33 protein-coding genes and 1 tRNA gene are annotated in these 22,658 nt (G+C 60.3%); 17 read left to right on the top strand and 17 right to left on the bottom strand.

Going from position 1 to position 22,658, the window contains the following annotated elements:
- Positions 1–768: 768 nt before the first annotated feature.
- A complete protein-coding gene (locus ABIB73_RS00170) occupies positions 769–1,131 on the top strand; it encodes a hypothetical protein (RefSeq protein WP_354220255.1) in 363 nt (120 codons plus the stop codon).
- Positions 1,132–1,209: 78 nt separating this feature from the next.
- Here ABIB73_RS00170 and ABIB73_RS00165 read toward each other — a convergent pair whose 3' ends face one another.
- On the bottom strand, positions 1,210–1,947 hold the full coding sequence (locus tag ABIB73_RS00165) for an outer membrane protein (protein ID WP_354220253.1): 738 nt from the start codon (positions 1,945–1,947) through the stop codon (positions 1,210–1,212).
- A 331-nt stretch (positions 1,948–2,278) separates the two neighbouring features.
- Between ABIB73_RS00165 and ABIB73_RS00160 the strand changes: the two genes are divergently transcribed.
- The 6 genes from ABIB73_RS00160 to ABIB73_RS00135 all read left to right on the top strand — a co-directional run bounded on the left by ABIB73_RS00160 (position 2,279) and on the right by ABIB73_RS00135 (position 5,557).
- Entirely contained in the window at positions 2,279–2,440 is a 162-nt protein-coding gene (locus ABIB73_RS00160; RefSeq protein WP_354220251.1) for an RNA-binding protein, read from the top strand.
- Positions 2,441–3,064: 624 nt separating this feature from the next.
- On the top strand, positions 3,065–3,343 hold the full coding sequence (locus tag ABIB73_RS00155; RefSeq protein WP_354220249.1) for a hypothetical protein: 279 nt from the start codon (positions 3,065–3,067) through the stop codon (positions 3,341–3,343).
- Complete coding sequence (locus ABIB73_RS00150) at positions 3,300–3,575, top strand: hypothetical protein (protein WP_354220247.1); 276 nt, start codon at positions 3,300–3,302, stop codon at positions 3,573–3,575. The genes ABIB73_RS00155 and ABIB73_RS00150 overlap by 44 nt, the downstream gene beginning before the upstream one ends.
- Before the next feature lies 1 nt (position 3,576).
- On the top strand, positions 3,577–4,455 hold the full coding sequence (locus ABIB73_RS00145) for a TIR domain-containing protein (protein ID WP_354220245.1): 879 nt from the start codon (positions 3,577–3,579) through the stop codon (positions 4,453–4,455).
- Positions 4,452–4,862 (top strand): Rap1a/Tai family immunity protein, encoded by a 411-nt coding sequence (locus ABIB73_RS00140; protein WP_354220243.1) that lies wholly within the window; start codon positions 4,452–4,454, stop codon positions 4,860–4,862. The genes ABIB73_RS00145 and ABIB73_RS00140 overlap by 4 nt, the downstream gene beginning before the upstream one ends.
- Positions 4,863–4,960: 98 nt before the next feature.
- Positions 4,961–5,557, top strand: a complete 597-nt coding sequence (locus ABIB73_RS00135) for a TIGR02391 family protein (RefSeq protein WP_354220241.1) — start codon at positions 4,961–4,963, stop codon at positions 5,555–5,557.
- A gap of 67 nt (positions 5,558–5,624) precedes the next feature.
- Here the strand turns inward: ABIB73_RS00135 and ABIB73_RS00130 are convergent, their stop codons facing one another.
- Entirely contained in the window at positions 5,625–5,804 is a 180-nt protein-coding gene (locus tag ABIB73_RS00130; protein ID WP_354220239.1) for a hypothetical protein, read from the bottom strand.
- A gap of 182 nt (positions 5,805–5,986) precedes the next feature.
- Here ABIB73_RS00130 and ABIB73_RS00125 point away from each other — a divergent pair, with 182 nt between their 5' ends.
- Entirely contained in the window at positions 5,987–6,610 is a 624-nt protein-coding gene (locus tag ABIB73_RS00125; RefSeq protein ID WP_354220237.1) for an ImmA/IrrE family metallo-endopeptidase, read from the top strand.
- Between the two features lie 46 nt (positions 6,611–6,656).
- On the opposite strand, the gene ABIB73_RS00120 is transcribed toward ABIB73_RS00125, so the two are convergent.
- Together ABIB73_RS00120 and ABIB73_RS00115 are read right to left on the bottom strand one after the other, a co-directional pair.
- Positions 6,657–7,058 carry a hypothetical protein gene (locus ABIB73_RS00120; RefSeq protein WP_354220235.1) on the bottom strand — a complete coding sequence of 134 codons (402 nt, stop codon included), beginning with the start codon at positions 7,056–7,058 and terminating at the stop codon, positions 6,657–6,659.
- Between the two features lie 183 nt (positions 7,059–7,241).
- A complete protein-coding gene (locus ABIB73_RS00115) occupies positions 7,242–7,526 on the bottom strand; it encodes a helix-turn-helix transcriptional regulator (protein ID WP_354220233.1) in 285 nt (94 codons plus the stop codon).
- Positions 7,527–7,697: 171 nt separating this feature from the next.
- On the opposite strand from ABIB73_RS00115, the gene ABIB73_RS00110 reads away from it, so the two are divergent.
- Positions 7,698–7,952: a helix-turn-helix transcriptional regulator gene (locus tag ABIB73_RS00110; protein ID WP_354220231.1), complete on the top strand. Its 255-nt coding sequence runs from the start codon at positions 7,698–7,700 to the stop codon at positions 7,950–7,952.
- A 75-nt stretch (positions 7,953–8,027) separates the two neighbouring features.
- Here ABIB73_RS00110 and ABIB73_RS00105 read toward each other — a convergent pair.
- The 4 genes from ABIB73_RS00105 to ABIB73_RS00090 form a co-directional block, all read right to left on the bottom strand.
- A tRNA-Pro gene (locus ABIB73_RS00105) sits at positions 8,028–8,104 on the bottom strand.
- A 113-nt stretch (positions 8,105–8,217) separates the two neighbouring features.
- Positions 8,218–8,703: a DUF192 domain-containing protein gene (locus ABIB73_RS00100; protein WP_354220229.1), complete on the bottom strand. Its 486-nt coding sequence runs from the start codon at positions 8,701–8,703 to the stop codon at positions 8,218–8,220.
- A 130-nt stretch (positions 8,704–8,833) separates the two neighbouring features.
- Positions 8,834–9,466, bottom strand: a complete 633-nt coding sequence (locus tag ABIB73_RS00095; RefSeq protein WP_045007223.1) for a cold-shock protein — start codon at positions 9,464–9,466, stop codon at positions 8,834–8,836.
- Positions 9,467–9,665: 199 nt separating this feature from the next.
- Positions 9,666–10,430: an SIR2 family NAD-dependent protein deacylase gene (locus ABIB73_RS00090; RefSeq protein ID WP_354220227.1), complete on the bottom strand. Its 765-nt coding sequence runs from the start codon at positions 10,428–10,430 to the stop codon at positions 9,666–9,668.
- 460 nt (positions 10,431–10,890) lie between these two features.
- Between ABIB73_RS00090 and ABIB73_RS00085 the strand changes: the two genes are divergently transcribed.
- Entirely contained in the window at positions 10,891–11,055 is a 165-nt protein-coding gene (locus ABIB73_RS00085; protein ID WP_354220225.1) for a hypothetical protein, read from the top strand.
- An 89-nt stretch (positions 11,056–11,144) separates the two neighbouring features.
- Here the strand turns inward: ABIB73_RS00085 and ABIB73_RS00080 are convergent, their stop codons facing one another.
- Positions 11,145–11,426 carry a hypothetical protein gene (locus ABIB73_RS00080; protein WP_354220223.1) on the bottom strand — a complete coding sequence of 94 codons (282 nt, stop codon included), beginning with the start codon at positions 11,424–11,426 and terminating at the stop codon, positions 11,145–11,147.
- Positions 11,427–11,671: 245 nt separating this feature from the next.
- On the opposite strand from ABIB73_RS00080, the gene ABIB73_RS00075 reads away from it, so the two are divergent.
- Both ABIB73_RS00075 and ABIB73_RS00070 read left to right on the top strand, forming a co-directional pair.
- Positions 11,672–11,941 carry a hypothetical protein gene (locus tag ABIB73_RS00075; protein ID WP_354220221.1) on the top strand — a complete coding sequence of 90 codons (270 nt, stop codon included), beginning with the start codon at positions 11,672–11,674 and terminating at the stop codon, positions 11,939–11,941.
- 79 nt (positions 11,942–12,020) lie between these two features.
- Entirely contained in the window at positions 12,021–12,146 is a 126-nt protein-coding gene (locus tag ABIB73_RS00070) for a hypothetical protein (protein WP_354220219.1), read from the top strand.
- On the opposite strand, the gene ABIB73_RS00065 is transcribed toward ABIB73_RS00070, so the two are convergent.
- The 6 genes from ABIB73_RS00065 to ABIB73_RS00040 all read right to left on the bottom strand — a co-directional run bounded on the left by ABIB73_RS00065 (position 12,143) and on the right by ABIB73_RS00040 (position 15,258).
- On the bottom strand, positions 12,143–12,340 hold the full coding sequence (locus tag ABIB73_RS00065) for a hypothetical protein (RefSeq protein ID WP_354220217.1): 198 nt from the start codon (positions 12,338–12,340) through the stop codon (positions 12,143–12,145). The genes ABIB73_RS00070 and ABIB73_RS00065 overlap by 4 nt on opposite strands.
- 177 nt (positions 12,341–12,517) lie before the next feature.
- The gene (locus tag ABIB73_RS00060) at positions 12,518–12,868 is read right to left on the bottom strand and encodes a GrlR family regulatory protein (RefSeq protein WP_354220215.1); all 351 of its coding nucleotides are present in this window, start codon (positions 12,866–12,868) and stop codon (positions 12,518–12,520) included.
- A 589-nt stretch (positions 12,869–13,457) separates the two neighbouring features.
- Positions 13,458–13,649, bottom strand: a complete 192-nt coding sequence (locus tag ABIB73_RS00055) for a hypothetical protein (protein WP_354222602.1) — start codon at positions 13,647–13,649, stop codon at positions 13,458–13,460.
- A gap of 383 nt (positions 13,650–14,032) precedes the next feature.
- Entirely contained in the window at positions 14,033–14,353 is a 321-nt protein-coding gene (locus ABIB73_RS00050; RefSeq protein ID WP_354220213.1) for a hypothetical protein, read from the bottom strand.
- 101 nt (positions 14,354–14,454) lie between these two features.
- On the bottom strand, positions 14,455–14,751 hold the full coding sequence (locus ABIB73_RS00045) for an HU family DNA-binding protein (RefSeq protein WP_354220211.1): 297 nt from the start codon (positions 14,749–14,751) through the stop codon (positions 14,455–14,457).
- A gap of 120 nt (positions 14,752–14,871) precedes the next feature.
- Complete coding sequence (locus ABIB73_RS00040) at positions 14,872–15,258, bottom strand: hypothetical protein (RefSeq protein WP_354220209.1); 387 nt, start codon at positions 15,256–15,258, stop codon at positions 14,872–14,874.
- Between the two features lie 835 nt (positions 15,259–16,093).
- On the opposite strand from ABIB73_RS00040, the gene ABIB73_RS00035 reads away from it, so the two are divergent.
- A complete protein-coding gene (locus ABIB73_RS00035; protein ID WP_354220207.1) occupies positions 16,094–16,279 on the top strand; it encodes a hypothetical protein in 186 nt (61 codons plus the stop codon).
- Between the two features lie 207 nt (positions 16,280–16,486).
- Here ABIB73_RS00035 and ABIB73_RS00030 read toward each other — a convergent pair whose 3' ends face one another.
- Positions 16,487–16,912, bottom strand: a complete 426-nt coding sequence (locus ABIB73_RS00030) for a GFA family protein (RefSeq protein ID WP_354220205.1) — start codon at positions 16,910–16,912, stop codon at positions 16,487–16,489.
- Positions 16,913–17,095: 183 nt separating this feature from the next.
- Between ABIB73_RS00030 and ABIB73_RS00025 the strand changes: the two genes are divergently transcribed.
- Positions 17,096–17,398: a hypothetical protein gene (locus ABIB73_RS00025; RefSeq protein WP_354220203.1), complete on the top strand. Its 303-nt coding sequence runs from the start codon at positions 17,096–17,098 to the stop codon at positions 17,396–17,398.
- 130 nt (positions 17,399–17,528) lie between these two features.
- Here the strand turns inward: ABIB73_RS00025 and ABIB73_RS00020 are convergent, their stop codons facing one another.
- Entirely contained in the window at positions 17,529–17,921 is a 393-nt protein-coding gene (locus ABIB73_RS00020; RefSeq protein WP_354220201.1) for a cupin domain-containing protein, read from the bottom strand.
- 160 nt (positions 17,922–18,081) lie between these two features.
- Between ABIB73_RS00020 and ABIB73_RS00015 the strand changes: the two genes are divergently transcribed.
- From ABIB73_RS00015 to ABIB73_RS00005, 3 genes are all read left to right on the top strand, one after another.
- The gene (locus ABIB73_RS00015) at positions 18,082–19,089 is read left to right on the top strand and encodes an MBL fold metallo-hydrolase (protein WP_354220199.1); all 1,008 of its coding nucleotides are present in this window, start codon (positions 18,082–18,084) and stop codon (positions 19,087–19,089) included.
- Between the two features lie 200 nt (positions 19,090–19,289).
- Positions 19,290–21,716, top strand: a complete 2,427-nt coding sequence (locus tag ABIB73_RS00010; RefSeq protein WP_354220198.1) for a hypothetical protein — start codon at positions 19,290–19,292, stop codon at positions 21,714–21,716.
- A gap of 155 nt (positions 21,717–21,871) precedes the next feature.
- Positions 21,872–22,558, top strand: a complete 687-nt coding sequence (locus ABIB73_RS00005) for a transposase (RefSeq protein ID WP_354220197.1) — start codon at positions 21,872–21,874, stop codon at positions 22,556–22,558.
- Positions 22,559–22,658 lie beyond the last annotated feature (100 nt).

The raw sequence follows: 22,658 nt of genomic DNA, 5'->3' as shown, positions 1-22,658 counted from the left end.
CTGCAACGACGGATCGCGCTTAACCTAACCGATCAACCTTACTTGTCGCGCACAAAGCCGCCTCGCCGGTTGAAACGCTTGCCTATCTTTCCTATGATGCGTGCGCGATTTGAGAATGAGCGCGCCGTTTGCAGGGAGCGTGCTGGGTGATTTCGAACTCAGACTGATTTTTAAAAGAATTGACTGCGCAGGTTGATGATCATGAATTTGCAATGTGGATATTTACATCTGGCGGTCGTTTCGCCGCCCCCGACGCCGGTTGCAAAGCCGGCCACCGCTAAATTGCCAAAAGGCGCCAACGACAATTATCGGGTCTGGCCGCTGATCCCATTCCCGGCCGGTTGGTACGCCCTGAACTGAGCGGGCAGTCGGTTAAAAAGCGCAACGCCGCGCAAGCGGAGTATCATCGCTTGGCGGCGTCCGTTTAGGCATTGGGCGCTGAAATCCCCAACATCCATATGTCTGCGGCGACCCCCAAAGGTTCGATGAAGCTTTGCTAATTCTGCGCCGGTTGACTGCTTTAACTCCAGCAAGAATCGCAGAAATCGCGCTTCACGAAGAACAATCGCTGAGGGTTCGGCGCAGCGTTTGAGCTGCCTTTGGTGTCAGCGATTGATTGCCATTCAGACGCCGCTGCTCGCGGCCGAAGCGCTGTTGGCGTTGGCGCTAAGCGCGCCTTGCGAATTGTAGGTCTGTCCCGACTGATTGCCTTGACTGGCTTGCGAGTTGGCCGGCGATGTCTGCACCTCGGTGGTCCCGTCGGAATAGGTGATCGTCGTCGTCGTCATCCCGTTGGAGGTGGTCGAGACCTCGCTGACGATGCTCTTGGACGAGCTGCCGCCGCCTCCGGAGCCAGAACTTCCACCCGCCGATTGCGAGGAGGACGTTGCTGAGGTCGACGAGGTCGCTGATGTCGACGACGTCGCGGACGTTGATGATGTTGCCGACGTCGACGAAGACGCTGCGGACGACGTCGCTGATGTGGACGGGGTCGCCGTCACCGCTGCGGAGGACGAAGCAATTGCACTGATCGACATGATAACCTCGCCTGAAGAAGACCCCGGGCGCGGCACAATTTGCGCGCGCCACCCTCTCCTTCAACGCGGCACACGCCAGAAACAGGCGTCATGACCGCGACGAAATATCAGTGCGAGCAGTGAGGACTGATTGGCCGGGGCGGCCGGCGTTGGCACCGCCGCCCCGCTCAACTCAGTACTTCGCGATCACCGGGCCGCCGAAACGATAGTTCAGGCGCACCAGGCCCATGTCGACGTCCTGGCGAACATGAATGGTGCCGACGGCGGCACCGCCCGGACCCGCCGTCAGCGTGGTGTTCTGGCTATCGAGGAAAATGTGGTCGTATTCGACGCCCACCGACCAGTTCGGCGCAAAACCGAACTCGAGGCCGGCGCCAACCGTGCCGCCCCAGCGCGTTCCCTTGGCGGTATCGACCACGACACCGGCGAAGATCGCGTCGTACTTGTCGCCTACGACCGCGGCGCCGCCCTTAACGTAGGCAAGGACGTTGTTCCAGGCATAGCCAACCTGGCCGGTGACAAGCCCGAACGCATCGATCCGGGTCCGGATGCTTCCGCCGCCAAGCGGGTTACCGCCGACCGGCGTGGTATTGCTGCCCGAGAAGTCGGCCCAGTTGCCCTGCCCCTCGAGGCCGAACACCCAGTTGGCCGACTGCCAGCGATAGCCAACCTGGCCGCCGACGGTACCGCCTGTTGCACTGTGGCATCCTTCCGCGCCGAAACCGACCAGATCCCAGCAGGTGTGGGCGGAGCCGCCGCCGCCGTTGATGCCGATGTAGAAGCCGCTCCAGTCATAGATGGTGGCGATCATCGGCAGCGCCTTGGTGTAGGGCCGTGCGGCGAGATCGGCGGAAAACGCGCTGCTGGCGCTCATCGCCAGAATGGCGATCGCGAGTGGCAATTTTTTCATTGGCTGATTTCCCCCGGAAGTGGTTTCGCAACACCTACCATTCTTTCTGGATTCGAGGTGTCACTCGGGAAGCACACTCGCAAAGGGTGTGCGTGCCCGTGGGCGCTGAGACGGGTACGCGTCCGCCGCCATCGATTTCCGGCCAGCCGGCAGCAACCAATTGTGTTGCAACGAGTTGCAGGTTCTTCCCGACTGTTCAGAGCGGACGCAAGCGCGCGTCGGCATGGCCAGCCGAAGCGTCTCACGTCCCCGTGAGGTGGAGGGGGGGCCGGTGAATTATCAGCAGCAAGTGGAGACCAATGAACAGCACGCCACAACGCAGGGAGCTGCTGTGAGCCACGTTGAGACGACCGAGAAACTGCCTGAGGCACAAGAGCCCGGAACATCGCTGTTTGCGCTTTGCTGGCTCGGGATCGCGGCGATCGCGATGGTCGGCTGGATCTGCGCCCTCGGCTGGCTCGCCTGGCGCCTGGCAAACTGGGTGCTGTCCTGAGGCCAGGTTGCGCCGCGAGAGGCTGAGGACACCGAGGCTGAGGACATCAACGTCGGGACTGGTCGGGGCAGCTGGATTCGAACCAACGACCTGCAGTACCCAAAACGTTTGCATTTGCATTCTGGTGGCGATGTTGAAACGAGCTGAAACAGGTAGGTCATTGAAGTTGTTAAGTTCCACCTCTTCACCACGTTCACCGGAATGCAAACAGTCTCGCAAGTTGGCCACCCCGGGTGGCCTTATAGATCTTCAGCGCTGCGGGCTCACGGGGACTTTGCTGCGCAGCTTCTCCGGCTCCGGAATCAAGTCGTGTTTGAGCAGCACGTGTTGGCAAGATGCAAATTAAACGCGGCAACCAGCGGCCGTGATGTTTGCGGCCGGACTGGCCAAACGCGCAAACGTGACCTCTGCCAATCTTAGCGCTCCAGAAGCGCAATCGAATGGAAGGTGGGTCGCGCAGCCCGGCGCTTCGCCGATCGGAGATGTAGTCCAGAAATATGGACTTAACTCACTGAATCAGAGTCACTTTTCCATGGATAGCCCGCTTTTCCGGACATGGAACTCTAGACTCCGGAACCGGCGACCGTCACCCTTTCTGCGATTCGCTCAACCGCAGGTATACCTATGGCCGAAGAGGACTCGGAATACGCGACGTGGCTCCCCGTGATCGGACGCAGCCTGGCCAGGCTGGCGCTCGACCGTGCGACCGACCGCGAGCCCGCCAAGTACAAGGAGGTCCTCGACAAGGTGAAGTTCCTAGAGGGCCTGGGATTGCCGACGAAGGACGCGGCGGAGGCGGCGGGGTCGACCGCGGAATCCGTCCGCGTCGCCCGCTACAACCAATCGAAGGCGAAGGGTAATGGCAAAAAAGGCAGCAAGAAAAAGGCGCGCGCTCGCCGCTGAGGGCGAACGGCAGCAGGCGACGCCGGCGCTCGACAAGATCGCCGCCCTTCTGGGCCTGTTGGTGGTCAAGGACATGGAGGCCGACGACGCCTCGATTCGCCTCGGCAACGTCGGGTTCTCGGACCGCGACATCGCCGCGCTGATCGGCGTGACGGAGGGCTACGTCCGGCTCGCGCGCTTCCGGGCGAAGAAGAAGGGCGGCCGCAAGCCCCGCAAGAAGAAGGCAGCCTGAGTTGGCGAAGATCAACCAAGCCCTGATTGAGCGTATTGCCGACAAGCTAGGGATTGGCGTGAAGGCCGTCTATCCGCGCATCCAACGGATCTCCAACGAGACCGCGCTCGACCGGCATCTCGCCGCCCTGGTGCTGGCGATGCGCAACGACATCAACGTCCATCGCTTCTCAACGCCGGAGGAGCGTGGCGAGATCCGGGGTGCACTCCGCCGTGGCAGCGTCGGCCGGGAATACGACCCAACCGATCCGGACGGCGAGGTGGTCGAGCGCGCCGCTCCCAGGCGCCGAGCAGCGTCTTCGAAACTCAAGCCGGCGAAGAAGCGCCGGACCAAGGACAACACGGTGTTCGTGGTCCACGGCCGCGACGGAGCGCTGCGCAAGTCCATGTTCGACTTCCTCCGCGCGCTCGGCCTGGCCCCGCAGGAATGGCAGCAGGCGCTTGCGGCCGCCAAGGGCAACAATCCCTACGTCGGGAACGTCATCGACGAGGTCATGGACCAGGCGCAGGCCGTGGTCGTGATGCTGTCGCCCGACGATCTTGTGCAGCTCAAGGACCAATTCGTCGGTCCCGACGAGCGCAACAGCGAAGGCAAACCGCAGGGACAGGCACGCCCCAACGTGCTGTTCGAGGCCGGCATGGCGATGGCCCGTCACGTCGAGAAGACCGTCATGGTGCGCATCGGCCGCATCAAGCCGTTCTCCGACGTGTTCGGCCGCCACATCCCGGCGCTCGGCGAGGACTTCGACAGCCGCAACGACTTCGCCAATCGGCTTGAGAAGGCGGGTTGCAAGGTCAACCGCATCGGCACCGACTGGGCCAAGACAGGCGTGTTCGTCCCGACCGAACCCAAGCCGGCGAAGAAGAAAGCCAAGCGATGAGGGCCGCTGCCGCAGCGTTGATCGCGGTCTGCCTCGCGCCGCCGGCGCTGGCCGCCGAGGTCCCGCCGACCGCGTTCTACTCCGGCAACGACGTCTACGACTGGTGCCGCAACGACCGTCGCGCCGCCTTCAGCTATGTGGCCGGCCTCCACGACTCCGCCGCCCACGCCGCCGCCGTCATCGACGACACGCGCAACTTCAGCAAGGACATGCCGAAGAACGACGCCCAGGTGGACTTCGCCCTGCAGCGCGTCGTCGGATACTGCATGCCGCGGCGCGCGACGATCGAGCAAGTGACCGACGTGTTCTGCGCCTACCTCAAGGACAACCCGGCGAAACGCGACGGCCTGCCGCCGATCATGTTCGCCGAGGCCCTGACCAAGTCGTGGCCCTGTCCCAAACGCTGAGGGCCGATGGCTAACCAGGACCAAATCGATTCCTTCATGCGCAACTTTCCGCCGCGGGAGCAGATCCTGACGATGGAGCCCGAGGACCTGGGGTGCACATGCTGCGCTACATGGCCCGCCCGCAGGCGGAGACGCACCGCTTCAACTTCATGCTGATGGTCGAAAACGGTCAGATCGCCGAGCGCTTCATGGAGGCGTGGGGCTGGCTCGCGCGCGAGGGATTCATAGCGCACCGTCCGAACGACATCCACGGCCACGGCTTCTTCGTGACGCGCGCCGGCCGTCGCGTCGCCCAGGAGACGAACTTCGACGCCTGGAAGAAGGAATCCATGTTTCCGGACGGGCTTGATCCAATCGTGATGGCGCAGGTCAAGCCGCTGTTCGTGCGTGGCGACTACGACACCGCCGTGTTCCGCGCCTTCAAGGAGGTCGAGGTGCGGGTCCGCGCGAAGGACGCGAGCCTGGCCGGCGAGAGCGGCGTCGATCTGATGAACAAGGCGTTCGGACCGGGCGGACCGCTGATGAAGGGCGCCGACAAGAAGGAGCGCGCGGCGACGCGCGAACTGTTCACCGGCGCGTTCTCGATCTTCCGCAATCCGGCGGCGCACGAGGAGGTCAAGTTTGACGAGCCGCGCGAGGTCGTCGACATGATCTGCTTCGCCAACCAGTTGCTGCGTATGGTGACCCGGCTCTAGCGGGCGCAGTTACCCTTGATCTCGGTCGCGCCGCGCGCTGTCGCCGTCGTGATCGTCAGGTGGCCGGTTATTTGTCGATCGCGTATGTGTTGATCGAGACTTCCTGGTGAGTGCCGGCTTCACGGTTGGGCACCTTGAGCTGCTGCACGAATGAATTCATTTTGTGCAAGTAGAAGCCCTTGATCGTCTCCTGACGCTTCTTATCGTCGAACGACTTCATGCTCTGAGCGGCTTCGTCGGGCTTCATCTCTTGAGCGCCGATCTGCGAGTCGATCTAGTCTTAGGTCGAACGCGACGAGGACGCCGCGGGCAATTTCCAGAGATCGGTCAGTAGCGCTTACTTATATAAATTTCTTGTGACCCTTGATTTCGTGGTGGGAACCGCCACCTCCTACCATAAGGGGTATTATGCCTGTGGGGATATTACCGATGCACAAGACCGACGAAGAGCTTGAGGACATTGCACGGACGTTTCTCCGGAAGGTCGGCCTCGAGTACCAGATTAAGCCGGACATGATGACGATCATCTCCAAGCTCAAACATGTCGACCCCGGCTTCGGCTACAGGCGCGTGCCTGACGAAGAAATGCCCGATGCGGAAGCGCAGTGGTACTCAGACGACATCGAGATCAGCATGCGGGAAAGCGTCTTCGTTGCTATGCAGCGAGGAGAACCGCGCGCGCGAATGACGGTCTCCCACGAACTGTCCCACTATCTGCTCAAACACAAGGGGCACCTGAACCGCAGCCCCGTGAAGTCGGCCGTTGAGGTCTCAGTGAAGCGCATCGTCTCTCAAGAGTCGGAAGCTCGCCGGTTGGCTCCCCGCATCCTTGCGCCTGAGCACCTCATCCCGGAGGGGGCATCGGTGGAGGACATCAAGACAATGTTCGGCCTTAGCCACGAGGCAGCAGTGATCCGGAAGGAGGAGATTGAAGCAACCCGACGGCGCAGGCGCGGCGAAAAGCGACCGCTCCCGCAGTCAATCATTGATTACCTGAAGGAAGCGAAACGTCGGGGATATCCCGTCCGCACTGACCTGGGCGACGACACCTAATTCTCGGCGGAACGCCGGCAGGATCAAAAATGTCCCGCGCGGATGTTCAACGAGGCAGAAGTCGCTTGATCCTCGCGACGTTCTTCAATATCGCAGCGTGCTGCCGACTCTCGGCGAGTTTCGTCGTCTCGATCTCATAGAGAGACGCCTTCTTAGCCTTCGCGAACCGCCTCACCTCTTGAATGGTCTCTCCCTCTGATCGGCTGGCGACAATCATCGCTCTGAGTCCATCGTAGCGAGTCACGAACTCCTCGCCTCGAAGGATGAATTTGAGGGCGTCCCCGCTTCCGGAAACGCCGATGGCGTATTTCCGTCGCGGCATTGGAAATATGCCGAGAACGTCGCCCCCGTCTCTCTTGTACTTGAGATGTCTCTCGGTGAATTCCTTGATGATGCTGCTCTTGCCCGTACGGCCGGGTCCAGTCACGCAGATGATCGTCAGAGCCATACCCACAACTCCTTGAGATTGAGCGTTGGTGCAGCGTACCGATCCCGCAGCCGTTGGGGAACGTCGTGGCAGGACGAGCGCAGCGTTATCAGCAACGGATTCGCAACCGTGAAATTGGACAATTTACAATCAACTCAATGCGTTGAAGACGAAATCCCTGTTGCATATTGCAATATTTGCGTTTCACGCTTTCGCGCTCCGGCCCTTTTGCTTTGAGCGGCGCCCACCGGAAAGCGGCTTGGGAGGTCGCTCGCCCCGCAATGGCATTCGAAACAGCTCCGAAATGGGAATTGAAAGTGCCGCTGCAAGTCTATCGAGTACCAACACAGTGGGGTTCTCGATCCCCCGTTCCAAGCTGCTGACGTAAGTGCGATCCACCTGCGCGTCCACGGCGAGCTTCTCCTGAGAGAGGCCGCGATCGACGCGATGTCTCCGCAAATTCCAGGCAACGAGTCCCCGTCCGTCCATTCACGGAAGCGAACATTTTGTTGTTTATAAAACCACGGTCCATAGTCGACATATTAATTCGGGCGGGTTTGTCTCGTCGTCACGCCGAGATTGTGAGTCTCAGCGCGGAGGCCGGCCCGATGTCGGCAGCGAGTCGGCTGCGAAACGCGGCCGTTCAGATCGGAGACGCGGATGAAGCGAGCGCAAATGAAACGAGCAGAACCAGCACCATCGAGCCCAGCCTCGGAGGTTCGACAAATGATTTCGATCAAGGATGTCTTGAAGAGGATCCCGGTAAGCCGGGCCACAATCGAGCGGAAGGTGAAGCTCGGTACATTTCCAAAGATGTATTCAATAGCACCGATGCGGGTCGGCTTCTTTCTCGACGAAGTCCTCGCTTGGCAAAAGGCCTTGATTGAGAATGCGATAAGACCAACCGAAAATTAAAAAGCCACCCGAAGGCCACCTTGGCACTACCGCGCCAAAAAGCGAGACTGCTAAGCCATTGATAATGCTATGATTTGGTCGGGGCAGCTGGATTCGAACCAACGACCTGCAGTACCCAAAACTGCCGCGCTACCAGGCTGCGCTATACCCCGAATGTCCGGTGAGCCCCGTCGATACACGCTTCCCAGGGCGCCAGCAAGCTTGCCAAGGCGCCAGCAAGCTTTCGAAGCCGTCAGCAAGGCGACAATGGCCCCGCAAGCCGGCCCTATTTGCTGCCGAACAGCGGGTGGCCGACGCGGTCGCCGGGGCGGATGCCGTATTTCTGCGCCGTGCCCGCCGGCACCTCCAGAACGGCCCGGGCAAGGCCCTGGGACGAGATGATCTTGGTCGACAGCGGCTCGGTGTTTTCCGCGATGCGCAGGATGCGGCCGTCGGTGCGGATGAAGATCATGTCGAGCGAGACGTAGGTGTTCTTCATCCACATCGACACGTCCTGCTCGGGATTGAAGTCGAACAGCATGCCTTTGCCGTCGGCCAATTCCTTGCGGTACATCAGCCCGGTCTGCTTTTCCTCGTCCGTGGTCGCCATCTCCACCGAAAATACTTGCACGCCGGTCTTGGTGACGATCTCCAACGGCTGGAAGCTGGCGGCACGGACAGGCGTGCTTGCGATGGCGAAACCGGCGACGACGAGGATGGCGGCAAGCCAGCCCCTGGCAAGGGACCAGACAGTGTTTCGATCAAGCTTCATGGGATGCACTCGGAACGGCGCTCAAGGCGTGGGACTGCGGCAATCCTTACGCGGCGATCACGACAAAAGCCAGAAAAGGCGCACGATCCTGACCGCGCGCCCTTGCTCACGATTGCGGGAGTAAGCAGCCTTAGTGCGACTGCAATCCCGGCGATCCCGTCTCGGGATGGATCTCGGCCGCCATCATGCCCTTGGAGCCCGGTCCAAAGCGGACCAGCACATACTGGCCGGGCCGCAATTCGGTCATGCCAAAGCGGCGCAGCGTCTCCATGTGCACGAAGATGTCGGGGGTGCCCTCCCCGCAGGTCAGGAAGCCGAAGCCGCGCAGCCGGTTGAACCACTTGACCTGGGCCCGCTCGAGCCCGCTGGTCGCGGTGACCGTGACATGGGTCCGCGGCGGCAGCATCTGTGCCGGGTGGATCGCTGTCGATTCGTCCATCGAGACCACGCGGAAGGCCTGGTAGCCCTTGGCGCGCTGAATGCACTCGACGACGATGCGGGCGCCCTCGTAGGCAGTCTGGAAGCCGTCGCGCCTAAGCACGGTAACGTGCAGGAGCACGTCGGGCCAGCCATTGTCGGGAACGATGAAGCCGTAGCCCTTTGAGGCGTCGAACCATTTGATGACGCCGTGGACCTCGACGAGGTTGGCGCTGGCCTCACCAAGCCCGGTGAAGGGACTGAGCGCGCTATCGCGACCGCCGCCGTGTTCGCCGGCTGCGGGAACTCCCAGCTTCTTGGACTCAAATCCGTCCGACGACCCCATAACCCCGGACCCCACACATGCCATGCAACCCGCCTCAGTGGCGGCGTCGAATCACGCGTCCTTCGAGAACCTTCTCAATATGACGCGACGCGAATCTTTCGAATCAAAAGATAACACTCCCGGTTGCGAGGCATAGATAAAAAAGAGATTCGCCGGAACCTATGAACAGCTTGCACAGCCGCGAATCAAAGACGACGGCTCAATTGCCAACGAAAGGTCCGAGCGTTTCGCCGATGTCGTGGCGGATCACGAGGTCGGCGACGGTGTCCTGCTCGGTCGGCTCGCGATTGATGATCACCAAACGCGCACCGGCGTTCTTCGCCATCATCGGAAAGCCCGCCGCGGGCCACACCACGAGCGAGGAACCGATCGCGATGAAGAGGTCGCAGGCTTGCGACAGCTCGGTCGCGCGCTGCATCTCATCCTCGGGCATCGCCTGACCGAATGAGATCGTTGCGGTTTTCACCGGCTCATCGCATGCGGTGCAGTTGGGCGCGGCGCCATCATTCTGGTCGAAGCGGCGCTTCACCCAGTCGAGCTGATAGGCCTGCCTACATCCGATGCAACGCGCATAAGTGGTATTGCCGTGGAGTTCAATCACGCGATCGGGCGCGAAGCCCGAGGCCTGGTGCAGATTGTCGATGTTCTGGGTGATGACCGCGGGAACCTTGCCGGCGCGATGGAGCGAGGCGAGCGCGCGGTGGCCACGGCCGGGCTTTGCCGCCGCAAACGTGTCTTCCATCGCAAAGCGGCGGCGCCAGGATTCGTCCCGCGCTGCCTTGCTCGCGACGAATTCGTCGAACGGGATCGGACGATTGCGGGTCCAGAGTCCGCCCGGCGAGCGAAAGTCCGGGATGCCGCATTCGGTCGAGATGCCGGCGCCGGTGAACGGGACGATGGTCTTCGCTTCGGCGATCATGTCGCCGAGCCGTTCGACGCCGCTGCGAAGATCTGATGCAATCATAGGCAAGCCATCCATGGTCGCGGGCACGGCTCTATAGCATGCCCGGAGCGGATGTTGCCGTCATCCGCGGGATGTCTGCGCTGCCCTGCCGGCAGACAGCTCGGCGAGCTCTTCGATGCTCAGCGAGTCACGATCGGTCTTCGCCATCGCAGCCTCCCGCTCGCTTTTGCGATTTGCTTTTGCAATTTGTCTTTGCGATTTGTCTTGGCGATTTGTTTTTCGGCTAGCTGCAACATGGGCAAGCGACAAGATTGTTGACGCTCTTATCCACCGTGATGCGCAATGCGGTCGGCAATTTTTTCCGACCTTCGCTTATCACAATCCTGCAATGCCTCCTCCCCATTGACGCCCCAATCAGAAGCGTCAATGCATGTCTCCAATGCGACTCAAGCGCGATGCGGCGACTGCGCTTGAGTTCAGTAGTGAACATAGTCCAAGCGTGAACACAGGGGAGATGGACATGACCGAAGATCAAGAACGCAAGGCACGCGAACGAGATGAAATCGCCGCACGCGTTGCCGCCTTCCGTGCCACACAGGAAAAGTTCAAGCGCGAGCGCGAAGAGTATTTCGTGTCGACGCTCGAGAACGCACGCAAGGTGGAACGGCCCTCGCTCTGGCCGTAAGATATCGCGTCAGATATGCGCACATGAAAAAGCCCGGAGCATCGCTCCGGGCTTTTCAATTCAGCCATTACCGCTTTTCAATTCAGCCATTACCAATGGCGGTAATAGTGGCGGTGATAGTACGGGCCACCATAATAGGCGTACGGGCCAGGGCCGTAATAGGCGGGGCCACCGTAATAGCCATAGCCCGGGCCGTAGTAGCCGTAGCCGTAAGGATGGGACGCCGCGATGGCACCCGCGGTGATCGCACCGGCGGCCAGACCGAATGCAAGGCCCGGTCCGATGCCGCGCGCCGCGGCAGGTGCCGGCGCCGCGATCGCGGTCACGCCAACCGCCGCAACGGTGGCCAATACTGCCAATGTCTTCTTCATGGCTGTCCTCCTTCGCATCTGAAGAGACAACGTCGATGACCTGCGATGGTTGCGCGCAAGCGCGGAACTCGAGCGGTAGAAAAAATGCGGGGACGGAGGGAACGAAACCGCGCGCCGGTGATTGCATCTTCAAGTGCGGAAGCCTCCGCCATCCGGGTCGAGGCGACAGCACGAAGACCCCGTCAGCATCTCCGCGGTGCTGGCGGGGTTTTCAGTTTCACGGGACAAAATGGCAGCAGACGCAAATGGCTGCCAACCGGGGGCGGAGGATCGAGGAGGAGAAATTGCCGTTATCCGCTCTGCTGGCCCGCATCCGCAGGCTCGTTCCCAAGACGAGCGATCAGCACTATGACGAGATCGTCCACAACTTTGGCGTCGGCGCCCTGCGCCCACCGCCTTCACCGATGAGCGACGGCGAGCTCGCCCGCGCCATCGCCGAGTTCCTGAAGCAGTCGCCGTCCGCGGAGTCGGTCGCGACGCTGGGCCGGCGGCTCGATCCCTCCTCCCCGCTCTGAGCGGCGTTTCTTTTGGCAAGCTTGGAACAAGCGCCTCGCGCGCACGTTGAGGTCACCTTCACGCGAGAAGAGGCCCAACATGCCCGCGTGGCTTGAAGTCCTGCTCAACCTGTCCGGTTATGCCGGCTTCGTGGCGCTTGCAACCCGCGGCGCCTCGTGCCGACAGACGTCCGCCGGCGACGACATCTACAGCGACGAGCGCTAGTTCGCGCGCGGCGCCTGGCCCGCAGTGCGCACCAGCCGGTCGGCCTTGACCGCGACATGCGTGTCCTCGACCTGCGGCCGCAGCGAAAAGCTGATCACCACGAAAGCGAGACAAAACAGCGTGCCGACGACGGCGACGCGCCGGTAAGTCTGTCGGTCGCCTTGATAAAAGGACGGTTCCAAAAACGGGGTCATGGCAAAATCGTTTCTTGCAATGCGGTTTTCTTGCAATGCGGTTTTCTTGATTGTCTTTGCCAGACACCTATCCCAATGGCGAGCGACTGCAACGCGATTGGGCTTTTAACCTAACCGAATAGGGTTATCGCGATCCGCGCAGGCTTTCGTTAGGAGTTTGCGCGCGCGCCCCGCGCCTCAGATCTCGGCAAGCCGCTTCAGCGTCGCGCGAAAACCCAGGCTCCGATGGCCCGCGACCAGCACGGTGCCGAACACCTCGGCTCCGTCCTCGCTGAACGTCCCGGAAAAGCCGCTGGTGGCTTCCGCTCCCGCGAACAGCGGCCGGATCAGCGGATCGGCGAACGGCGAATGCTGGTTGGTGGCAAGCTCGCCCTTCCAGGTTCCGTTGCCGACCGTGTAGGAGCCGCGCGACCAGAAATACGGCCCGCCACCGAGCAGCACGCCATCCCGCAGCACCAGCACGCCGCTGTCGCGGCCCTTCACGCCGTCGAGCATGTGGATGTGGATGGAGTAGAGCCCGTTCTTCATGATGCCCCCACCGTCCGGGCCACGATAGCGCCGGCGACGACGAGCGTCGAGATGGAAGCGAGAGCGTTGTTGCGGTTCGTTGACCGGCTTTGTTCCAGCTTCGACTCCATTTCGTTCTCAAAGAACGAATCGGAATCGAAGAAATCGGCACGGAGCGACTCTTAACAACTGGTTCGCATCCCGCGAACGCGCTTCCACTCACATCGAAGCCGACAAGTGTTGTCGTGACGGAGAGAACGGGACTGCGCGAACCATCACGCCGGCTGTTTACGGCACGCGAACTGCGTCGACGTTATCAGCCACGACTTGTTCTGCATCCGACTCCATTTCGTTCTCGAAGAACGAATCGGAGTCGAGAAAATCACCGTGAAGCGATTCCTAATGATCGATGAAGCTGCGGCTGATCACTTGATGGCGGCAGGAATTTCGAGACGACCGCGAACACGATGATGATCTCGCGGCACGGCTCACACCGGAAGGTGTTGGTCGAGCTCGCCGTCATCGGCTTGGCGCATTGCGGGCATGTCATGCAGGCCGAACGCCGATGCCTGGCGCTTGTTCCTAAGCAGTCCGATCGAGTCCGCCTGAGCTAGAGCGGACACGCAGGTGCTGCCGCATGTCGTCGACGGGCCGCGACGGCTCTCGAGCCCGCGCGTTTTGCGCTGCCCTTCTCCGAAAAGCATTCGAGGATCTGGATCCGGAGTTCTTCTGCGGCCGGGCCCTCGAGCTTTCTAAGTTGATTCCAGAGCCGGATCACTTCGCGCTGTTTCTCGATGGTCATGAGTCACCTCCATGGTAATTCATTGGAACAAAAAGAGAACATAAAGTCCAGCCCCTCCTGCGAGATTTCCTCATCACGTCGCCTTGAACCTTCTCGGCGTTGCAAGGACCCATGGAGGCTCGGGATTTTCAGCGCCCAGTCATATGGCAGCGCCGCCTGACGAACATATTCCGTCACCGCGGCGCTGTTGCTTTTTGGATTTTCAACCTTAAGTTAGAAGAACGGCTGACGGCCCAGGCGCTGAAATCCCGTTGTCGTCAGCTAGAGAGCCCCGTGCGAAAGCGCGGGGTTTTTCTCTTGAGCCATTTGCTGAGGAGAGCGTCGTGGCGTTCGCCGCGGCAGCACTGGAACGACGTCCCCGTCTGCGCATTGTCAAACCGAAATCAGTGGTGCTGTCGGTTGCGCGACGCGACCGCCAGCTTTGAAGAACCCCGCAGCCCCCGCGCGGGGTTTTTCTCTGAGATCAGCCGATGAATTGCGAGTTCTGTGAAAAGGAAATCCCGATCGGCCTGGCCGTCTGTCCCTATTGCGGGAAGCCTCAGAGCGCGCCCGGACAAAGCGGCCGGCGATTCCTGTGGATGATCGCTGCCATCGTGGGACTGCTCGCGATCGCAATCGCCGAGCACTATCTTGTCTTCAGACCGTGAACTTTTTTCGCGCTGGCGCGTCTTATTATTGAAGCTTTCCCCAGGCTTCACCCCCATCAGAAAACCCCGCCTTCCCCGGGCGGGGTTTTCGCTTCTTTGCGAACATCGCGCCGCCTGCCTGTGTGCCCCCGGCACGCAGACGGCGCGCGATGGCCGGATCAGACGGAGTCCTTGGCGACCTTCAGCGGCGACGCCTTGACCGACTTGCTCGCGGGCTTGGCCGCGAACTGCATCGGCTCCTTGGTGAAAGGATTGACGCCCATGCGGGCTTCGGTCGCAGGCTTGTTCACGACCGACATCTTCACGAAGCCGGGAATGACGAACTCGCCGGACTCATTGAGCTCCTTGTACCCGACAGTCGCCATGTACTCGATGACCGTCTTCACGTCGTTCTTCGAAAGCTGCGTGCCCTCAGCGATTGCATCGATCAACTGGGTCTTGGTCATCTTCGCCATGTCTAAAGTCCTCTGAATTGGATGCGCGCGAGTTACGATGTAACTCTGCCTGGGACGCCGCAAAACGACCCGGCGCGCTGCTGTTCATGCCTACGGTCATGAAGCAACCGGGCTTAGAACCTATCGAGGCCAAAAACGCAAGCAGCAGTTCGGCTTCAGTTCCGTGTCTTTTTTCCGGATAAAGATCGCAGGAATACCGCGCGCCCATGACGACGTCCCGTGCGAGCGTCGCCAATGATGAGCTTCGAATTGCCGCAACCGCATTAGTTTGAAAAGCCTTAGGGAATGTCTCCGGGCCTTCCTGCTACCACCGATTGAATACGGCTTGTTCAGGAAATACTCCCGATTGCCCGTCGCGGCTTCCGCATATTGGTCGATCGAAACGATGATGGCCTGGACGTGCGCATAGCACCATCCTTCCCGCGTGGCTTTGCGTCGAACATCCTCGAGGGCTTTCAGGAAGGGCGACAGCTCGCGCTCATCGTCGAACCAGCGGAGCGCTACCATGTCCGGCCTCCGAGAACCCGGCCCTGGTTGTGGTTCGGCTGGCTCTTCTTCAGCGCGTCCCTTTGCGCACAGAGGTCGTCGATCCTGGCCTGCATCCGGGACAGCAGGGCTTCGGCCGAGACGGTCCCGATCCCGCGCGTTGAAGCTGCAGGATCTCTCTCCGCTGGCGCCCCGCCTGGATGCGCATGTGCTCGATGTCCCGCCTGATGAAGTCCAGGTCCGGCATGGTCAGCCCCCGAAATGTGGAGACCGAATTAGAACAAAAAGAGAACAAAGAGGCAAGCCGCTAGAGCTAGGCGGAACCCGGGCGGCGCAGACAAATTATGGATTTATCGAGAAAACGACAGGCCGAACCATGAGCAAGGAAGACCTTTTGCGGCAGGCCGAGAACGCCGAGCGCCACGCCGACCAGGCGGTGGACGAGGACGTCAGGGAAGCCCTGAGGAAAGCCGCCCGGGACGACGCGAGGCCGAGCAAGAAGCCGAGCAAGAGGACTGACTGTCCGCTTGCGCTCCCGCCGGAACGCCCCGCTGTCCACCAGCGCTTTCCGCTTTTGACACCACGTAAGGAACGAACGGGTTCAGCATTCATTTATCTCGCGAGCAGACGCCGCCTGCTCACAGTGGGAAGACCCCGCGCTCGCCTCCCCGACACGGGGTCTTTCTTTGAGGACCGGTCATGCCGTTGATTGAAGCCATCATCAACCTGTCCGTCTTCGCCGGCCTTATCGGCGTGGCGATCTGACCAAAAGCGGATTGACGCGATTCCGAAGCGAGCCGCGCACTTCCGCGCCGATGGCGGTGGTCTTTTGCGAGCATTTCCTGCATAGTGCGGCATGGCTAAAACAAAAGTGACCTTCAAAACCGTCCGCATTTCAGACAGCGACTGGAAAATACTGGCTGATTACCCCGATAGCGAACAGCGCGAAATCAAAGGGTTCGTCAGCAAGGCCGATGCCGACGACTGGATCAACGGAGACCGCAAGATCGCGTGGCTCCGTTCTCAGGGCTACGCCAAGTGACATGACCAAGTGACATGACGAAGTGACCTGATAAGTGACGCGGTAGCTCTCGAGCGCATCGCCAGGTTTGCCGACGCGGGCCTGAATCCCCCTCTCCACTCCAAATGTTCCCACCGTCGCCGTGCTTTGCAGGCTCCGCTGCGGTGGGCTTTGGCGTGCGCTTGCAGGCGAGAGCCTTGCCGGGCGGTTGTCGGCTGACAGCGAGAGTTAGTCCGCCGGGATGAATCGGAGGGTGCCTGCGCGACGCGTTGGCTTGCCGGTGTCGTTGGTATGATTGACGCCATCCATGACCGGCACCTCGGCGAAATCGAATGGGCTGACCCCGTCCAGGCAGGCGACGTTGACGGCATACAGGCTCTGGTCGGATCGCCGTTGGTGATGGGTGTAGATACCGCAGCGAGAGCAGAAGAAGTGCTGCGCCGATCCGGTATGGAAGCGGTAGCTCGTCAGCGCATCCTCGCCCTGCAAAAACTTGATCCCGCCCATCTCCGCCATGACGACGACCGCGCCGCGCATCCGGCAGTAAGAGCAGGTGCAGCGGCGGATCGAATTGAAGCCGTCGCTGAGCGTCGCCTCGAAACGCACCGCGCCGCAATGGCACTGGCCAGCCCGAACGTTCGTGTCGCCCACCATGTTGCCTGTGTCTCCTGTCAAGATCAGTTCTACCTCCAGCCTTGAATACAACATCCGATCGGCTTTATCCCGCCTGACGAGTCACCTCATCGTGAAACTTGTGGCCGAGCGTGCGTTGTTGAGACTTCAGTAACCCAACGCCTCCAATCTCTCTTCAGTATCGTTGCGTTGGAGTACCCCACAGTGCTGGATTTTGACGAGCTGCGTGAACTCGCAGCTGATGTTCGCGTGTTTGTCGATGTCGCCGAAGACAAGGCTGAAGCGCTCAGGGCCGTCATCGCGGCCTATGACGTGGTGTTGGCGATCTTCCCCTCCGAGGAAGGCATGGGCCTCCACGTCATCAAAGGCAGCGAGGTCCTGGACAGAATCGCAAAATCACGGACCCATGCGATCTACAGCCACACGGCCATCGCGGTTCCCGACCTGGAGCATGCAGAAGTGCTCAAGCACCTGACGGCCCCCGTCGAGCAGCGGATTGCAGCCTAAGGCACGTACTCATAAATCTTCGGCGATATCCGCTTCGCCCCGATACCGACCGCCTTTGTGCAACCGCAGTAATGCCACGATAGGCCATTTGCAGACTTTCAGCGTCGTGGGCGATAGCGCTCCCTGCGGACTATGCGGGCGGCAAATCGAGGCCGTCGGGTAGCCTGATCCAAAGAACGGTTTGCTCGTCTGAGGAGTGACGAGACAGATGGCCCTTTCCGTGTGTGTCCTCCACTAACACGAACTCGCCCGCAGAGACGTGCCGCACCTCGCCGTCGCTCGTCTCGTATTCGACCGCTCCGGTCAGTCTGACAGTCAATACCCGCGCCGGAACGGTGTGCCAATCAACCTGTCGCATACCGGCAGGAATTTGAGTAAACTCCATGCTTGACGCGGGATAGCGCTTGGACACTTGAAACGGCTTAGCACCAGGAGCGACGGTCAGCTTTGCCGTCATGGGGATTTCCACTTCACCGAAGTGAGATTCACCGTCCGGGGTTGCGTATATTCGAAGACACTTCATCGGCATTCCTGCTGACATTTTGAGTTGAGTGCACTGGACTGCACCGTAACTCGAGGTCGATGACCCAGGCCGTGAAGGTGCGCTGATGGGCCGTTGCAAGTCCAATAGGCTCATCTACAGTATTTGGTGGCTCCCCTGGCCCGCAAATGTTGGAGATGTCATGACCTTCGTGTCTCGTCGTGGAATGTTGGCTGGCAGCGCGACACTGGCTGCTGCAACGAGTTTGCCATTTGCCGGGCCGTCCCGTGCTGCTGCCCCGATCGCCGGACAGCAGGCCCCGGGTTTCTATCGGTACCATGTGGGGGATTTCGAGGTCAGCGTGATTTCGGATGGCGCGCTCAAGTTTCCGGTTGAAGGCTTCGTGACGAATGCCAGCACCGATCAGGTCAAGGCCGCTCTCACAGCGGCGTTTCGTAACACGGATGGGTTGACCGTCCCGTTCACGCCGATCGTCGTCAACACGGGCCCGAAGCTGATCCTGATCGACACCGGTCTTGGAGATGCCGCGGTTGAGCGCACGAAGGGGACCGCGGGCCAGTTCGCGGCCAACCTGAAGGCTGCGGGCCTCGATCGCAAGGATATCGATGCCGTCGTCATATCCCATTTCCACGTCGACCATGTGGATGGCCTGCTGACCGCGGACAACGAGCCGGCGTTTCCGAACGCCGAGATTTTCGTGCCGGCCGCCGAACTCAAGTACTGGATGGACGACGGCGAGATGAGCCGTGCTCCGAAGGGGCGGATTGAAGGGCTGTTCAAGAACACAAGGCGGATCATCGGAGCGCTCGGCGGCAAAGTGACGCCATTCGAGGCCGGCACCGAAGTCGTGCCGGGCAACGAAGTCGTGCCAGGGCTCACCGCTGTTGCGACACCGGGGCACTCCGTTGGCCACACGTCGTTCGTTCTGTCCTCGGGCGGCAAGAGCGTATTCGTTCAGGGCGACGTCGCCCATATCCCGGTGCTGTTTGTCGAAAATCCCAGCTGGCACGCCGCGATCGATCAGGACCCGGTCATGGCCGAAGCCACCCGTCGCAGAATCTACGATATGCTGGTAGCGGAGAAGATGCTGGTTCAGGGTTTTCATTACCCATTCCCGGCCCTTGCTCATATCGAGCGGACCGCGAATGGTTATCGCGAGGTTCTGGTGCCGTGGAGTACCAGCATCTAGAAATTACGGAAATTAGAAATTGCGGTCCAGCACCGTAATTCCGTCGCTTGGCGCGAATTCCCCCTCACTTGTGATGCCTTTCACAGACAATCGACAGAAGGCATGTTCTGCTCTGCCAAGATAGCTTCAGTCAAAGGTTCCGCTTTAAGCACTAGCGAGTGCAGCACATTGACGAGTCCGGAAACCTGAGGGAGCTCGCCGTGGCAACCGGGTCTTTTCCCAGTCGAGGCGGACGTCAATACGTTGTCGAAATTGTTGATGCCGCCGGCCAAAGAATTGAGGTGCCAAAGGATCCTGGCAACGTTCAGCCAGACGATCGCAACAGCACAATCGCTGTTCGTCAAGGATTCTTCCGCGAGACGTTCAACCTCGATGTCCAGCAGACAAAAAAGCTTCTTTGGCTGCTTCAAAGCCTCCTTGCACGAGACGGCAAGGGGCCGACCCGTCCTCCCAAGCGCGACTATGAGCTGGATAAAAAAGCAGTGCGGTTTCTCGGCCGCATCATTGGCGTCGAATTTAATGCGACTCGGGGCGCGACACTGGAAATCGAATCCATCGGATTTCCTCCACCCGACCCATTCGTGTCTACGCTTCGATCTCTCCTCGTCATATGTCCCTTTCTCGGTATGTTCGCGACCGTATTTGTTTACGTTTTGGTTTTCACGGATCAGGGCCTCGATATCTGGCGATCGACTCAGGGCGACGTTTGGGCTGCTATCCGTCTGTGCGGTGCGATTGGAATTCTGACGGCCGTATGCTTTGGAAGCGGCGTGGCGCTCTTTTGGAATGGAAATCCAGGTGGGCCTCGACGTTTCGGATTGACCGAGGACCAACGCAACTTGGTCTCGGCGGCGGCCGGAACCTCGTTTCTGCCCGCGATGTTTGCGAGTACAGCATTCGCTTTATTGCTCCCCGACGATGTCTATAGTGTTGGTTACTTCGTTGGCGTTATCGGCACCGTTGCGGCAACAATTGCTCTCTTTGCGCTGGCCGCTGCTTTGACCAGCGTGTTGCTGCGTCGGCGATTTGTCGCCGGTATTGGTGGCTTCGTTCTTGTCGTGGCAATCGGCGCTGTCCCTGCGGAGCTTGGCGAGTGGCTCGGTCCTGCACTCATCTTGTCGCTTGGATTGTCGGGCTGGCTCCTCTTGATCCTGGAACTCGCGTCTTGGATAAAAAACTCGCGCAAGACGTTGCTTTCTGTCCTGTTACCGATCGTCCTGGGACTATCGGCGTTGAAGCTTCTTACGAGCTGTGCACTTCCTTTGCCGCCGGACGATATTATCCGCGGAACGTCAGCCTACAATCCGCGATCGGACTTCGCGACGACGCTCCAAAAAGTCATCGATCAGCAGGACACTCAATCGAAGACGATTGTCATTATTGCCGCAGCTGGTGGCGGCATCCGTGCCAGCTATTGGACGTCAACGGTTCTGACGCACCTTATCGATCAAGTCCCACGGGCCCGGAACGATCTGTTTCTCGCGAGTGGCGTGTCGGGCGGCTCAGTCGGGCTTTCGCTGTTTCGAGTGCTTCTGAGCCCCTCCGGACATTGTGCAATTGACGAGCAGGTTGTGGCGTTAGAAGCGTGCGCAGACAAATTCCATCAGCGGGATTTTCTGGCAGGACTGATCGGCGCAATGGTTACGCGAGACGTGATAAACTTTTTTGCTCCGATTCTTCCGCCTCGCAGTGTGGCGCTCGAACAAACTTTGGAGGCTCGATGGCGTTCCCTCAGGTCCGCCTCGGACGATAGTCCCAACCCCTTTGCCTCTCCATTCGGTCGCTTGTGGCGCGATCAGGAAAGCGGACTTTCCTTGGTTCTCAACACGACGTCTGTCTTTGGCGGTGATCGTCTGCCCATCAGCAACTTGCACACCGAGGATTGGCTCAATGCAAAAGGCCCGTGTAAGGTGAACATCGCTGAGCACGTGGACCTGCCCCTCAGCGCCGCGGCAAATAACAGTGCTCGCTTTCCTTTCGTGGAACAGTGGGGATGGTTCAAGACTGCTAGCAATGCGCCTGATACGGGTTGTAAGACATACGAGGGCGTAGCTGACGGGGGGTTCTACGATAATTTCGGCGCCGCCACGGCGCGCGACGCTTATCTCAAGGCCAAAGCCGTAGCGGCCGAGAGAAAGATCAATCTGCGGATCCTCGTTGTTCAGATCACAAGCGATCCAAACTGTGAGACTGCCGGATTTATTGATGATCGAACAGACCGGGTCGACGAGTGTAAGGATGTCTTGGAGAAGAGAAAAGAATATCTCACGCCAATTTGGCGCTTCGGATGGCCAACATTTGACGCGGAGTATCACAGGATTTCAAGTCACAACGGAAAGCTCCAATTGCGGCGGTTTCTGTTTCCGTTGCCGAAAGCAGTCTCGAACCCCGGAACTCTGGATGTGGAGTTGCAGTCGCGCTCGATCAGCGGCATCAGCGCCGCCCGACAACTCAAGGAGAGCTTGCAGCCAGGAGATAGCTACTACCATTTCTCGCTAGCGGGAGCGCTGGACGCGCCGCTTGGCTGGGCATTGTCCCAATACTCACGCGAACAGATCAAGGATCGGCTTGGTTCGCCGTCTAACAAAGTGGAAATGTTTCGGCTTATCTTTGATCTTTCTCATTGACCCCAGTGCACTCAATTCACGCACCGTCGCCTCGTTCGACACGCTTGATCGCCTTCAATTTAAACGCCGTCGGAAACTGACGGTTCTTTCCTCGCAAGTGTTACGGTGACAGTGCACTAAATTGACGCCGGACGGTTTCGCGGGCATGATGCGGCATGGCCCGTCTTGCTCGTGTCGTCGTCCCCGGACATCCCCATCATGTCACTCAACGTGGCAATGGCCGGGCGCGCACGTTCTTCGGCGACGACGACTACGCGCTCTATCGCGATCTGCTCGCTGCGAATTGTCGGGCGGCGGGGGTCGAGGTTTGGGCCTGGTGCCTGATGCCAAATCACGTGCACCTCATCCTGGTGCCGTCCGACCCCGACGGGCTGCGGCGCGCATTGGCGCGGTTGCATCGTGTCTACGCCGGCACTATTCAGGCGCGGCGCAAGCGCACCGGACATTTCTGGCAAGGAAGGTTCGGCGCCGTCGCCATGGACGAAGAGCATCTCGCGGCGGCGCTACGTTACGTGTCACTCAATCCTGTGCGGGCGCGCCTGGCGGAACGGGCGCAGGATTGGCGCTGGTCGAGCGCGCGCGCCCATTTGCGTGGCAAGGATGACGGGGTAACCGCCCTGGCGCCAGTCCGGGAGCGCTTCCCTCGCTTCGCCGATCTGCTCGACGGCGAACCGGACACAGAACTGTTCGCCCGGTTGCGCGCCGCAGAGAGCATTGGTCGGCCACTCGGGAACGATCGCTTCATCGCCGGCCTCGAACGACTGACCCGGCGTTCCTTGAAACCGGGCAAGCGCGGACCGAAGCCTGCGGAGACAGTAGGAAGTTCGCGAAGCCGAAGTTAAGTGCACTGGACTGCACCCCTCAAGTGAGACACGATAATCTCGGTGACAGGGCATTTCCGAGGATGACCTGTGGCAGCAAGAGGGAAGAACCGTCAGTTTC

This window comes from Bradyrhizobium sp. F1.4.3 (assembly GCF_040548375.1).
GTDB lineage: Bacteria > Pseudomonadota > Alphaproteobacteria > Rhizobiales > Xanthobacteraceae > Bradyrhizobium.
This window is presented reverse-complemented; position numbering and strand designations above follow the sequence as displayed.